The sequence below is a fragment of the Gardnerella vaginalis genome (assembly GCF_001546485.1).
Classification (GTDB): Bacteria; Actinomycetota; Actinomycetes; order Actinomycetales; family Bifidobacteriaceae; genus Bifidobacterium; species Bifidobacterium vaginale_D.
Window position 1 is genome coordinate 63224 of record NZ_KQ956862.1, and the last position, 14751, is coordinate 77974.

Consider the following 14751-nt stretch of genomic DNA (forward strand, 5'->3'; position numbering starts at 1 on the left):
CGTATTTTTCTTCGCAAGCGGCACTTTGTTGTAATTAACTTTGTTGTAATTATTATGCTAAATAACGTTGCAAAGTGGCGCTTTTTGCTACTTAGCCCTATATTTATCTCACTGTGATTGTTTGTGTTGTCGCGCTAAGTTTCTAATATTCAGTTCATGAGTGAACAGGATAACACAGTAAAGCATGCGCATTTAACGCCGCTTCCTAACAAAGTGAGCGTTGATGGCCTCGAAGACAAATGGCGTAATAATTGGGAAGAAGCCAAGACTTACGCTTTCCATAATTCCCGCGACCGCAAGGCCGTATATTCTATTGATACTCCACCTCCAACTGTAAGTGGTCATTTGCATGTTGGTCACGTATTCTCCTACACGCATACTGATGTGGTTGCGCGCTATAAGCGAATGCAAGGCTTTGACGTGTTCTACCCAATGGGTTGGGATGATAACGGCTTGCCAACAGAGCGTCGAGTGCAAAACTATTACGGCGTGCGCGTAGACACTTCGTTGAAATATGATCCTGATTTTAAGCCGCCTTTTGAAGGTACTGAAGGCAAGAAGATTGAGGCAAAAGATCAGGTTCCTGTAAGCCGCCAGAACTTTATCGAGCTTTGTGAGCGCCTAACTTCCCAAGACGAGAAGCTGTTTGAGGCTTTGTGGCGCAGGCTCGGTCTTTCTGTTGATTGGTCGCAAACCTACCACACGATTGGCGAGCAGCCTCGCCGAGTTGCGCAAAAAGCATTCCTTCGTAATCTTGCTCGCGGAGAAGCCTATCAAAAGGATGCTCCAGGCTTGTGGGATGTGACTTTCCAGACTGCTGTTGCTCAAGCTGAGCTTGAATCGCGCGAATATCCTGGTTTCTATCATAAGATTGCGTTCCGTTTTGAAGATGGTACGCCAATTTATATTGAAACTACACGTCCAGAATTGCTTGCTGCTTGCACATCTTTGATTGCAAATCCAAATGATGAGCGTTACAAGAAGTACTTTGGCCAGGAAGTTTACTCACCGCTGTTTAAGGTGAAGGTTCCGATTTTGGCTCATTCTGCTGCTCAAATGGACAAGGGTGCTGGCATTGCAATGTGCTGCACTTTCGGTGACGTAACAGACGTTGAGTGGTGGCGTGACTTGAATCTTCCAACTCGACCAATCATTCAGCGAAACGGTCGCATTGTTATGACCACTCCTGATTGGATTACGGATGAGTCCGGTCGCGAAATGTTTGAGAAAATTGCTGGTAAAACCACGTTCTCTGCTCGCAAGGAAGTTGTTGAAGCTTTGCAAGCTGCTGGAGATATGGAAGGTGAGCCAAAGCCAACAAAGCGTATGACGAACTTCTACGAAAAGGGCGATAAGCCTTTGGAAATCGTCACTTCTCGTCAATGGTACTTAAAGAACGGCGGTACGGACGAAAAGCTGAACGCTGAGCTTATTGAGCGCGGCAAGGAACTTAACTTCCACCCAGACTTTATGCGCGTGCGCTACGAGAATTGGGTTCACGGCTTGAACGGTGACTGGCTTATTTCTCGCCAACGCTTCTTTGGTGTGCCATTCCCACTGTGGTATCCAGTAAACGAAAATGGGGAAGTGGATTACGAGCATCCTTTGACTCCTAGCGAAGATTGTTTGCCAATCGACCCAACTATTGACGTTCCAGAAGGATTCGACGAATCTCAGCGCGACCAGCCAAACGGCTTTACTGCTGAGCAAGACATTATGGACACTTGGGCTACATCTTCCTTAACTCCACAAATCGTGACTCGTTGGGAAGAGCCAGGTGAGGAAAATCAAGCTCTGTTTAAGGCTACTTTCCCAATGGATTTGCGTCCACAAGGCCAAGATATTATTCGTACTTGGCTGTTTAGTACGGTTGATCGTGCGCATCTTGAAAACGGCTGCTTGCCTTGGAAGCATGCTGCACTTTCTGGTTGGATTCTTGATCCTGACCATAAGAAGATGTCTAAATCTAAAGGCAACGTGGTTGTGCCAAATAAGCCAATCGAAGAGTTTGGTGCGGATGCTGTTCGCTACTGGGCAACTTCTGCAAAGCTTGGCTTGGATGCAACTTACGACGAAGGTCAAATGAAGATTGGTCGCCGTTTGGCGATTAAGCTTTTGAACGCTACGAAGTTTGCGCTCGCGATTGGCCGCGAAGACGAGGAACATCAGGTTCTTGAGCATGCTAATGCGGACTGGAATTTTGCAGACGTTACGGAAGTTTTGGATCGTTCCGTTATGGCAAAGCTTGCATCTGTAATTCGTACTGCAACTGATGCGCTTGAGTCTTACGAGCATTCTAAGGCTTTGGAAGCAATCGAAACCTTCTTCTGGGAGTTCTGTGACGATTACATTGAGCTTGCAAAGAATCGTGCTTACGGTACTGCAGAATCCACTGGACGTACTCCAAGTGAAGCTGCTGTAAAGTCTGCTCGCACAACTCTTGGTCTTGCGCTCGACGCTTTGGCTCGCCTGCTTGCTCCTTACTTGCCTTATGCTACGGAAGAAGTGTGGAGTTGGATGCATGACGGTGAAGGCTCTGTGCATCGTGCAAGCTGGCCATGCGCTAAGGCGTATGAGGCTGCTGCAAATGGTGTTTCTGTAGATACTTTGGCTTACGCGGGCGAGGCTTTGGCTGCTTTGCGCAAGATTAAGTCTGAAGCAAAAGTTTCTATGAAGACTCCTATTTTGCAAGTGACTTTGAACGTAGCAGAAAATGCTTACAAGTCTGTTGAAGAGACTTTGGATGACGTTGCGGAAGCGGGTCGCGTTACTGGAGAAGTAAAGCTTAACGCTGTTAAGGCTGCAGATGCTGGAGATTCTTCTGAATCTGAATCTGCGGAATCTGATGCAACTAACGTAAACGTTTCTGTTGCTCAAAGCGAACTCGGTGAAGCTCCTGCAAAAAAGAAGTAATTGCCAGTAATTGCAAGTAATCGAAAATAATTAATTGCAAAACAAAAGCGCTGGAAGTCAATCTTCGACTCCAGCGCTTTTTGTGTATTTAATCGCTAAGCATCGCGCGGTAACGCTAGACTGTAAACCATGAATCCAGAAAGCTTAAGTGAATTAATTGAAAAAATTGCTAAAGATTTAGTAGCAAACGGTAAAGCTGGCAGTCTAACAGAAGATTTGATTCCTGCAGCCGAAAAACTTGCAGTTATGAGGCCAAAAGATCGCGCACACGGCGATTGGGCTACGAATGTTGCTATGCAGCTCGCTAAAAAAGCTGGTATGAAGCCTCACGATTTAGCTGAACTTTTTGCCGAGCGTTTGCAAGAAGCAGAAGGTATTGCGTCTGTAGAAGTTGCAGGTCCTGGCTTTATTAACATAACGCTTGATTCTGCGTCTGCAGCGGCTGTTGTTGACGAAGTCTTAAAGCAGGGTGCGGATTTTGGTAAAAATGCGCATTTGGGTGGCAAAACTTTAAATCTTGAGTTTGTTTCCGCAAACCCAACTGGCCCAATTCATATTGGTGGCACTCGCTGGGCGGCAGTTGGCGATTCTATGGCTCGAGTTTTGGAAGCGAACGGCGCAAAAGTTGTACGCGAATACTATTTCAACGATCACGGCGAGCAAATTAACCGTTTTGCTAAGTCTTTAGTTGCTGCAGCTCACGGCGAAGAAACGCCTGCAGACGGCTACAAAGGCGCGTATATTAACGAAATTGCTGACGCTGTTATAAAAGAAGCACAAGCAGACGGCGTTGATGTTCTTTCCTTACCTCGAATTGATCTTGGTAAAGACGAGGAAGGTTTGCCGCTTGGCGAGGGCGACTCTGAGCAGCGTGAAGAGTTCCGCAAGCGCGCAGTGCCAATGATGTTTGCTGAAATTCGCAAGTCGATGCGCGATTTTCGCGTTGGCTTCGACGTGTGGTTCCACGAAAACAGCCTGTACGAGGATGGCGAAGTTGAGCGCGCTATTGCAGACTTGCGTGAGCGTGGAGATATTTTCGAAAAAGACGGCGCAACTTGGTTTGAATCCACTAAGCATGGCGACGACAAGGATCGCGTAATTATTAAATCCGACGGCAACTACGCTTACTTTGCTGCAGATATTGCTTACTATCGCGACAAGCGTCACCGCGAGCAGAATCCTGCAGACGTAGCAATCTACATGCTCGGTGCGGATCATCATGGCTATATTGGCAGAATGATGGCAATGTGCGCGGCTTTTGGAGACAAGCCGGGCGAAAACATGCAGATTCTTATTGGCCAGCTTGTAAACGTTATGAAGGACGGAAAGCCTGTGCGCATGAGCAAGCGTGCTGGAAACGTTATTACGATTGACGATTTAGTTGATGCAATTGGTGTTGACGCTTCGCGCTATTCGCTTGCTCGCACCGACTACAACACAAGTGTTGATATTGATTTGGATTTGCTTGCTTCTCACAGCAACGATAATCCTGTGTATTATGTGCAATACGCTCACGCACGCAGCTGCAATGTTGCTCGAAACGCAGCGGATGCCGGAATTACGCAAGATGGCGCTGATTTAAGCCTGCTTAATACCGAGGCTGACGGCGAAGTGCTGGCTGCTTTGGCGCAATGGCCTGCAGCTCTTGCACAAGCTGGCGATTTGCGCGCTCCTCACAGAGTTGCGCATTATCTTGAGGATTTGGCTGCCAGCTACCACAAGTGGTACAACCTTGAGCGCGTAGTGCCAATGGAGTTAAGCGATCCAGAAAATCGTTTGCCAGAAGCAGAGCGCGAAGCAGTTCGCATTGCAAAGTGCCCAGAGCCTGCGCGCGCTGCAGCTCGACTTAAGCTTAACTCGGCTGTGCGCACGGTAATTGCAGAAGGCCTTGATTTGCTTGGTGTTTCTGCTCCAGAAAAGATGTGATTTTGTTTATTTTATATAAGGTTTAGAGCAAAAATATAGAGCATTTTTTGATTAAGTAGGACGTTGGTACTATGCCAGCGTCCTACGTATTTTTGATGAGAAGACACGCGCGAGATGGTAAATTTATGCCAATTAAGTACATGCGATTTATTAATATACCCCCTAATATTATTTTCGCTTTAAATCCACAAGAAAGTCAGGGATTTAGCTGAATAATATGCTTAAACAATTTTCACCATATAGGAGGTGTAAGCATGAGCGTCACAACACAAAGTGTCAGCACAGACAGTGCCCCGAAAAAAAGGAACCTGACAATTATTGAGTCCGCGTACGTGGCGGTCATGTTGTTTGGCATGTTCTTTGGCGCTGGAAACCTGATTTTCCCTGTGTTTCTTGGTGCTAATGCAGGAACTAATTCTGCGCCTGCAGCATTAGGCTTTATTGTTACTGGCGTTGGTTTGCCATTGCTTGGCGTTACAGCACTCGCAATGAGCCGCGCAAACGGTCTTTTTGAGCTTTCGAGCAAAGCTAGCAAAAAGTACGGCATGTTCTTCACTTGTGTGCTGTATCTAACGATTGGCCCGTTCTTTGCAATTCCGCGTTGCGCAACAACTTCATACACTGTTGGCTTAGAGCGCGTTGTTCCGCAGGATGGAAACGGTCAGCTTTACTTGTTCTTGTTCTCCGTAGTGTTCTTTGCGCTCGCGTTCTTCTTTGCTATGAAGCCAAGCGGCATACTCACGTGGGTTGGTAAAGTTCTTACGCCAATCTTCCTTGTGTTCCTAGCGATTTTGGTATTTACAGCACTATTTTCTCCTGTAAGTGGCGCTTCTGCGGATGCTGCTCCTATGGGAAATTACGTTAATAAGTCATTCTTTACAGGATTCTTAGATGGCTACAACACAATGGATGCTTTAGCTAGCTTGGCATTTGGAATTGTGGTTGTTAGTACTATTCGTCAGTTCGGTGTAAAAGATCCTAAAGATGTGGCAGTGAATACTGCTCGCTCTGGTTTCTTTAGCTGCTTGCTTATGGCGTTGATTTACGTTGCGATTGTTATTGTTGGTGTGCGTAGCCGCGCTCTGTTCCCACCTGCGGAAAATGGTGGAGTAACTTTGGCACAAGTTGCACGATACCATCTTGGAAACGTTGGCTTGTTTGTGCTTGCTGCAACTGTAACGCTTGCCTGCTTAAAGACTGCGGTTGGCTTAATCGTAAGCTGCTCGGAAACCTTCTCTAAGTTATTCCCTAAGGGGCCTAGCTACCGTGTTTGGGCTGTATTGATTACGCTTGTTTCGTTTGGTCTTGCAAACTTTGGTTTGAGCGCAATCATCGAATACGCTGTTCCAGTATTAATGTTCTTGTATCCACTGTCAATCGTGCTTATTCTTTTGGCTTTGTGCGGTCGACTTTTTGGAAATTCCAAAGTCGTGTACGCTTGGACACTTGGTTTTACTGGCGTTGCAGCTGTATTTGACTTTTTGAATAGTTCGCCAACAGCTTTGCGCAACGCATTGCATATGAACGATATGTTGATTGTTGCTCAAAACTGGTTGCCGTTCTCGGAATTTGGCATGGCTTGGGTTTGCCCAGCTGTTGTTGGATTTGTTGTTGGCTATGTTTGCAAGGTTTTATCTGATAACAAAGGTATGGAAGAGGTGGCTCGTGCGGCTGTTGGGCCAAATCTTGAAGGCAGTGTTGCTAGCGAAGATGATTATTCTTCAAGCGATGCTGAGTTTAACGAGTCTGCTGCTGACGAACCTAATTTTAGTGAGCAATCCTAGTGACTAATTCACAACTAGTTGTATAGATAGTTGTAATAATAAATAATCGCCATATTACCGCTCGTATGAGCTGTGATATGGCGATTTTTGTATAAAACTCGCGCTTGACTTATTTATTGGAACGATTTAGTATATTTCAATAACGAACAAAATAATGTGCAATCTAAAGTAATTCTCGCTTAGCCAGTAAAGCAAGATACAAAAGGCACGCGTCTAATGCTCGATGTTGAGGCATTAGCAAAAGTGGTTGTTCATGAGTGAAAGGAGTAAACGACGCTGTTTGCAGCATAAGTCTGGCGTTGCTATATATCAAATGATTCATTGGGCGGCATGTCCAAGAACCTTTAAGTTTCTCTAAATATTTCTAAGGAAGAACAACGATGTTGAAACTAAAAAAGTTTGGAGCAATCTCGATGATGCTCGCTGCTGCGCTGTCTCTTACTGCATGTGGTGGCGGCGCAAGCTCTACAAGTAATACTCAAGGTAAAACAACCGTTTCTGTTTGGCACTACTGGGATGGTGCTAATGCAGATGCTTTCGATAAAAAAGTAAAAGCATTTAATGCTTCGCACAAGAACATTGAGATTAAAACTACAAATGTTCCTAATGCTGATTTCTTAACAAAATTACGTGCATCTGCTACGTCAAATACTTTGCCTGATATGGCCATAGGTGATTTGATTTGGATGCCTCAAATGGCGCAAATTGGCAAATCTGCAGACTTAAAAAAGCTTCTCAAGCCTGAAGTAATTGATAATATTAACCCAGCGTTAAAGAATTTCGGTTCAATTGACGGTCATTTAGTATCAGTTCCAATGTCAGCCAATAATCTTGCGTACATGTACAATCGCACAGTATTTAAGAAGGCTGGTTTAGATCCAGATAAGCCGCCAAAAACTTGGGATGAATTAAAGCAAATGGCCAAGCAGATTAAGGATAAGACTGGTCTTCCAGGTTACGATTTGCCAACTGAAGCAGGAGACAGTGGTGAGGCTCTTACCTGGAACTTCCAAGTCAATCTTTGGCAAGCTGGTGGCGAATTCTTAAAGAAAGATAACTCTGCTGCAGCATTTAACACTCCTGCAGGTAAGAAAGCTGCAAACTTCTGGATGGATCTTATTAAAAGCGGAGTGAGCCCATACGCAGGATGGGGTAAGTTCGAAAAAGGTCAAGGTGGTTCTGCTCAGGAAGGCTCATGGATGGTAGGTATTTGGGCTGCTGATCCTCCATTTGAGTTTGCTGCAGCGCCATTGCCAACCCCTGAAGGTGGTAAGCCATCTACCAACCTTGGCGGAGAACAGGCAATGCTGTTTAATAATGATGATGCAAAAGTAAAAGCCGCTGCTGAATTTGTGACTTGGTTCTTGCAAGATAAGCAAGTTCTTGATTGGTGCGAGTCTACTGGCTTCCTGCCTGCAACAAAGAGTGCTGCTAGCAACGCAGAGTATCGTTCTTGGGTTGAGAAGAAAGAGCCTCGCTTGATGCCATACATTGAACAAATGGCAACTGCTCATACTCGTCCAAACACCAAACTATATCCACAGATTTCGTTGGCATTCGCAAAGGAAATGGAAAAAGCATTTTCTGGCGAAGTAAATGTTGATACTGCATTAAAGAATGCAGAAAAAGCAGTCAACGACGTAATAGCGCAAGGTAAGTAATCATGCGTAACCCGATAGCACAGCTAAAAAATAAGCAGACAGCTGCTATTGACAACGTAAAAGTTGGCAGTAGTAAGCTGATGCAAAATGGTCATAAAACTGTAGGAAAATGGGAGCAAATTCTCACAGCATGGGGGTTGTTACTTCCGGGATTAGTGATTCTCGTCATCTTCACTTTTTATCCAATTATTTCTGCAGCATACACGAGCTTAACGAATTGGAACGGTTTTTCTGCAAATCCAGATTTTATTGGATTGAAGAATTATGTAAAACTATCTCAAAATCCAGAATTTTGGAATAGTTTAACCGTGACTGTTATATATGCGTTTGGCGTAGCTGTGTTATCGGTTGTTTCTGGCTTGATTTTTGCGGTATTACTAGATGCGCCAATTCGCGCTCGCGGATTGTATCGCACCATATATTTCCTTCCTGTCGTTACCTCCTCGGTGGCTGTAGCAATTGTGTGGAAATATATGTTGGATCCATCGGGTCTTGTAAATTCTGTACTCTCATCCCTAGGTATTGCAGGACCCGACTGGCTCCACAATAAGTGGCTAGCATTACTCGCTACTATATTTCTCACAGTTTGGAAGAACCTCGGTTTTAATATCATTCTATATTTGACTGCTTTGCAATCTCTTTCTAAATCAACTTATGAAGCGGCAAGTCTTGATGGTGCTACGAGCTGGCAACAGCTGCGTTATATTACAGTTCCTCTGTTGAGGCCAATGACATTCTTTGTGGTTGTGCAAGCGTTGATTAGCAGTTTCCAATCATTTGATTTAATTTACGTGTTTACTGAAGGTGGTCCTCGAGGGGGCACTGACGTACTAGGAATGTTTATGTATCGTCAAGCATTTAGGTTAGGCAATTTCGGTTATGGCACAGCAATCGCAATAGCGTCGCTGGTATTGGTACTTATCGTAACTCTTGTGCAATGGAAGGTAAGCAATGCAGAAAATAAGTAAAGTCTTTACGAGATTGCGTTCGTTGCATCTTGCTCGACATATTGTGCTCATTATTGGTGCAGCTTCGGTACTTATTCCATTTATGTGGATGTTTACAACCTCGTTGCAAACAAAAGCCGAAACGTATGCTGTTCAATCAGTAATTCCAACATCATGGCATTGGGAAAATTATTTGCATGCTTGGCAAAGCGCTCCATTTGCAAATTATTATATTAATAGCTTGATTATGTCGGCAATTATTGTAGTTGGTCATCTTGCGTTTGATGCTATGGCAGCTTTTGCTTTTGCGCGATTAGAGTTTCCTGGAAAGAAAGTATTGTTCATATTGCTGCTTTCGGCTTTTATGGTTCCTGCTTTCGTAACAGTTATACCTATGTACGGTATTATCGCTCAGTTGCGTTGGATTGATACTATGGCAGCCTTAACAGTTCCACGTTTGGCTGATGTGTTCGGCATTATTTTGCTGCGACAGCATTTTAGCACTATTCCGCGTGAACTTGATGAAGCTGCACGAATTGATGGATGTTCAAGTCTTGGTATTTTTATTAAAGTTATTCTGCCGCTTTCTAAGCCAGCTCTTGCAACTCTTGGCGTATTCTCATTCCTATTCGCATGGAATGATTTCCTGTGGCCTCTGCTGGTTACAAATGCAGAAGAAATGCGTACTATTCAAATCGGATTAAGCGGTTTTGTTGGACGTTATGGTACTTCATGGAATTATTTAATGGCTGGAACTTTGACGTCAACTTTGCCATCAATTATTATTTTCTTCTTCTTCCAAAAAGCTCTTGAACGAGGAATAGCCTCTACTGGTCTTAAAGATTGAAGAAGTGCTAAAACTTTCGCAATTTGTAAAATTTACTATTTGTTAGGAACAAGTCATGCAACCTGAATGGGTAAAATCAAGTGTATTTTATCAGATTTTTCCGGAGCGATTCGCAAATGCAAATGCTTCTATTAACCCTAATCCTGTAGAATCATGGGATAAATCTCCAACTAGAGATAATTTTTTCGGTGGTGATTTGAAAGGGATTAGGGAGCATCTGCCATATCTTGCGGATATGGGTATCAATGCTCTGTATCTTACCCCAATTTTCCAAGCAGATACGAATCATCGCTATGACGCTACTGATTATTTCAAAATTGATTCTCGACTTGGCAATGATGCAGATTTTGATGAGTTTATTAAGCGTGCTCATGAATTGCAGATTCGCGTAGTTTTAGATGGTGTATTCAATCATTGTGGAATAGGCCACTGGGCTTTCCAAGATGTTGTGCGTAATGGCGAACAATCGCAATATGTTAATTGGTTTTCAGTAGAGGGTTTTCCTGTAGTGTCTCATCCGGAACCAAATTATAAAACATGTTCCGGCTGCTACTATTTGCCAAAATGGAATGTATATAATCCAGAAGTTCGTAGACATCACTATAACGTTGCTAAATATTGGTTAAATCGTGGTATTGATGGTTGGCGTTTAGATGTTCCATATTTCGTCAATAAAACATTTTGGAAAGGTTTCCATAATATAGTGAAATCTTTTGGAGATGATAAATACTTAGTAGCTGAAGAATGGCGTAACCCTTCTCAATGGCTTACGCCTGAACTTATGGATGGAACCATGAATTATACTGTTCGTGATTTAGTCCTAGGTTTTTGCACTGATGAAACTTTGGATGCTTATGATTTTGCAGATGGCATGAATGCTTTGTATAACGATATTCCAGAAGAGCACCGCTCTTGTATGTTGAATTTGCTTGGGAGTCACGATACTGAGCGATTACTTACGCGCACAAAAGCTCATGAATATGCTTGGGATACGCCTGCTGAAGACGCTGAGAATTTAGCTTATGCGCTGTTATTCGCTGCTGATGGTGCTCCTATGGTGTACTACGGCGATGAAAATGGCATGGAAGGAGAAAATGATCCGGGTTGCCGTGCTCCTATGATTTGGAATGAGAATGCTTGGAATTTATCTGTTCGTAAAACAGTTTGCAAATTAATGCGTCTGCGTAGAGAAAATGCTGCTCTCCAATATGGCAGGCAGCATGTAGCTGCTTTAGGTAAACATACTGTGTGTATTACGCGCAACTTACCTTCGGGGCGTGCGTGCTTATGCTTAGTGCATCGCGGATCTGGAGTTTACATCAATTGTGATGATTTGCCAGTGCGTATGGATCGTGCTCTATTTGGTGTGCCAAGTATAATAGGTAATCAATACCGTATGGGAGAAAAATCCATTATATTGTATGAAGGTGAAGCAGTGGGGAAGCTATGAATGTTCGTAGAGTGACTATTAAGGATGTTGCAAAGAAAGCTAATGTTTCCAAGTCTGCAGTGTCTTTTGCATATAATGATCCGTCAAAACTGTCTGAGGCGACGGTTGAGCATATTATGCAAACTGCTGAAGAAATGGGATATGTGCGAAGTGCAACAGCTAGAGCATTGCGCACAAATTCTTCGAATGCGTTGGGCTTGTTACTTCCGCAAGGTATTGATACGATTTTGCAAAATCCTTATTATTCACTTTTGATTCAAGGCATTGGGCAGGTTTGCCAGTCAGAAGGCTACACTTTGATGCTTGTTCCTCCGCTAAGAGGTTCAATGTTAAAAGCTATTCCTACAGCTGCAGTAAGCGGTTTTATAATTTGCGGCTTGGAAGCTGAACGTGCAGAAGTTGTTGAAATTTTGAATAAGCATGTTCCTGTCGTGATTGTGGATCCTGCTCAACCTATCAACGTTCCGACTGTAGAAGTTGACGATGAGCATGATTTTGAAGATTTAGTAGATCGACTTATTGATTTAGGTCATAGGAATATTGGTATTGCGGCAATTGAAACGAAATCGCATACTGATTATCCGGGATGGCAAGGAATAGTCGGTAGGCGCATGGCAAGTGTTGTGCGCGCGCTTAAAAAGCACAACTTATCGCCGGAAGATAAAGAGATTACCGTTATAGAAACGCCTTGCACGTATCAGGGTGGCGCTGATGTTTTTAATAAAATGTGGAATGATACTAATCTCGAATGTAGGCCTACTGCGATTGTGTCGTTTAGTGACATTATTGCGTTGGGTGTGCTTGGAGCAGCTCAAGCGCAAGGATTACGCGTTCCTGAAGATCTTTCTATTACTGGTTATGATGATTTGCCTTTGTCTACAATTTGTACGCCACGATTAACTACGGTTCATCAGCCAATTACTTCAAAAGGACGCTTGGCTGCAGAAAGTTTGATTGATCAAATACGCTTTGATGAAGAAGCTTTGCCTGTTTCGCATAAAAAACTAGGAACTGCCCTCATCGTGCGTGAATCGGTTGGGGCAGCTCCTCTTAAGAAGTAATTGGCTTTAATATATTTTGCGGTTTTGCCTAGAAGTTATAGTCGTTTCGATTGTTAATTCATATTGTTAGCAATCAAGCAATATTATAAAATTGATATTTAAAGAGGGGATAACTGTAGTTGAAGGGGATCAACATGGGTAATGAAATTAAATTATTTGAAGGCAAGCAAGTGCGTTCCACTTGGGATAACGAAAAAGAAGAATGGTATTTTTCGGTAGTGGATGTAGTTGCTGTTTTGACAGATAGCAAGAATCCAAGAGACTATTGGTATCGTGTAAAAAGGCGCATGAGTGAGGAAGAAAAAAGTGAGTTGTCGACATTTTGTCGACAACTGAAGCTTACATCGTCTGACGGGAAAAAATATGAGACAGACGCTGCTGATATGCAAGGAATTTTGCGCATTATTCAATCAATACCATCTCCCAAAGCTGAACCATTCAAAATGTGGTTAGCAACAGTTGGTAAAGAGAGAATTGATGAAGTAATAGACCCTGAGCAAGCTATTGATAGGGCTTTAGCAACGTATTTGAAAAAAGGTTATTCGCGCGAATGGATTAATCAAAGACTTCAGTCAATTCAAGTAAGAAAAGAATTGACTGATGCTTGGCAAGATCATGGTGTGAAGGCTGGGAAAGAATATGCAATTCTAACTGACGAAGTGTCTAAAGCTTGGTCGGGGATGACGACGAGAGCATATAAAGATTTTAAGGGTCTTAAGAAAGAAAATCTTAGAGATAACATGACAACTCTTGAAATAGTTCTGAATATGCTTGCGGAAGCAACAACTACCGAGCTTACTAAAACCAATAATCCACAGGGTTTAGCAGAAAATAAGCAAGTTGCTAAACGCGGTGGAAGCATTGCTGGAAATGCTAGAAAAGAGATTGAAAAGGAAACAGGTAAACCAGTTGTCACATCGCAAAATGCAATTGACTTTGGGAAACTTATTGAGGATGTTGCTAAAGAGACTGAATGACTTAGGTGATTTTAAACCAAAAGCCTACGGTACGTTTTCACGTGCTGTAGGCTTTTCTTTAAGTTATTTGATGTCGATTTTATGCGATTCGTGACTAGCAGTTAGATGCCTACATGGGGACAAATTGTCCCCTGATAGATTGGTGATAGACTGCATGGTTTGAAGTTGCTTGAGAAAATGCATGCAGAAAAGATTGATGTGATTTAAATAGACGGGTAAACAACGAATATAGAATAAATAAAGGCTAGTCAATATGGAATTTATCTTGTATAATCAGTGCGTTAAAAAGTTATGCATAAAGGTTGACAAGCCATGGAAATACTGACAAAATCCTCGCAGGCAGGCAGGCAGGCAGGCAGGCAGGCAGGCAGCATAGCTCTGTCTCTTTTTCCGTAGAATTTTTTAATAGGCAGAAACATATACCTGATGGATAGGTATATGTTTCTGCCTATTTTTATGCAATTTTTCAAAGCAGTAATATAAATCATTTGAATATATGGAAGATATAAAAATAAAAAATAGAGATGAGATGAAAATGAAAATGAAAATGAAAAGGATAACGGGCCTACTTCTTGCCCTATTTATGACCATGGGTTGTCTGTCTTTAAATCCAATAGCTAGCTATGCAAATGACGCGGACACGAACACGAAATTTAATATCAATGATGCTAGTGTAAATATAACACAAAGCGGTAATTATACGATTGAAGGAAAAGGTCAACCAACGTCAAATACGATTAGTGTGACAGGAAGTAATATCAAGGCTAAGATTACCCTAAAAAATGTAAACATTGATGTATCTAATCAAACTTACAACTCGGCTTTTCGTGCAAAAAGTTATGGTCAATCTAATGTTCAATTAACGATAATACTACAAGGAACAAATTCGTTGAAGTCAGGTGAAGAGCGGGCTGGGTTAACATGGAACAATCACAATAATAGTTCAACGTTAGAAATCGAGGGTGATGGTTCTCTAACTGCAACAGGCGGAAAAAATGGAGCAGGGATTGGATCGAGTTGGAATCATAACGGTGGTACAAGGAACATTACAATCACTGGTGGAACCGTGATCGCAACAGGCGGATATGGTGCTGCTGGCATTGGTGGTGATCGCGGTAACTCAGCAGAAAACATCAAAATCGCTGGTGGAACTGTAACCGCAACAGGCGGAGATGGTGCTGCTGG

Annotated in this window: 9 protein-coding genes and 1 pseudogene; all 10 read left to right on the forward strand. The window is 43.0% G+C overall.

The window, feature by feature from the left end; translation table 11 throughout:
• The first annotated feature begins 156 nt into the window (after window positions 1-156).
• Window positions 157-2913 carry a valine--tRNA ligase gene (valS, locus tag HMPREF3208_RS04090; protein ID WP_064347349.1) on the forward strand — a complete coding sequence of 919 codons (2757 nt, stop codon included), beginning with the start codon at window positions 157-159 and terminating at the stop codon, window positions 2911-2913.
• Between the two features lie 129 nt (window positions 2914-3042).
• Window positions 3043-4839 carry an arginine--tRNA ligase gene (argS, locus tag HMPREF3208_RS04095; protein ID WP_016636858.1) on the forward strand — a complete coding sequence of 599 codons (1797 nt, stop codon included), beginning with the start codon at window positions 3043-3045 and terminating at the stop codon, window positions 4837-4839.
• Window positions 4840-5093: 254 nt separating this feature from the next.
• A complete protein-coding gene (gene brnQ / locus HMPREF3208_RS04100; RefSeq protein WP_016636856.1) occupies window positions 5094-6623 on the forward strand; it encodes a branched-chain amino acid transport system II carrier protein in 1530 nt (509 codons plus the stop codon).
• A 380-nt stretch (window positions 6624-7003) separates the two neighbouring features.
• Complete coding sequence (locus tag HMPREF3208_RS04105; RefSeq protein ID WP_016636854.1) at window positions 7004-8284, forward strand: ABC transporter substrate-binding protein; 1281 nt, start codon at window positions 7004-7006, stop codon at window positions 8282-8284.
• A gap of 2 nt (window positions 8285-8286) precedes the next feature.
• On the forward strand, window positions 8287-9252 hold the full coding sequence (locus tag HMPREF3208_RS04110; RefSeq protein WP_016636853.1) for a carbohydrate ABC transporter permease: 966 nt from the start codon (window positions 8287-8289) through the stop codon (window positions 9250-9252).
• The gene (locus tag HMPREF3208_RS04115; RefSeq protein ID WP_016636852.1) at window positions 9236-10078 is read left to right on the forward strand and encodes a carbohydrate ABC transporter permease; all 843 of its coding nucleotides are present in this window, start codon (window positions 9236-9238) and stop codon (window positions 10076-10078) included. The genes HMPREF3208_RS04110 and HMPREF3208_RS04115 overlap by 17 nt, the downstream gene beginning before the upstream one ends.
• Window positions 10079-10133: 55 nt before the next feature.
• Complete coding sequence (locus HMPREF3208_RS04120) at window positions 10134-11528, forward strand: glycoside hydrolase family 13 protein (protein ID WP_016636851.1); 1395 nt, start codon at window positions 10134-10136, stop codon at window positions 11526-11528.
• Window positions 11525-12589, forward strand: coding sequence for a LacI family DNA-binding transcriptional regulator (locus HMPREF3208_RS04125; RefSeq protein ID WP_016636850.1), 1065 nt, complete (start codon window positions 11525-11527; stop codon window positions 12587-12589). Before HMPREF3208_RS04120 ends, HMPREF3208_RS04125 begins: the two co-directional genes overlap by 4 nt.
• A 134-nt stretch (window positions 12590-12723) precedes the next feature.
• Complete coding sequence (locus HMPREF3208_RS04130) at window positions 12724-13566, forward strand: BRO family protein (RefSeq protein ID WP_016636849.1); 843 nt, start codon at window positions 12724-12726, stop codon at window positions 13564-13566.
• A 496-nt stretch (window positions 13567-14062) separates the two neighbouring features.
• Window positions 14063-14751: pseudogene (locus HMPREF3208_RS06785) on the forward strand (hypothetical protein); the annotation flags it as partial.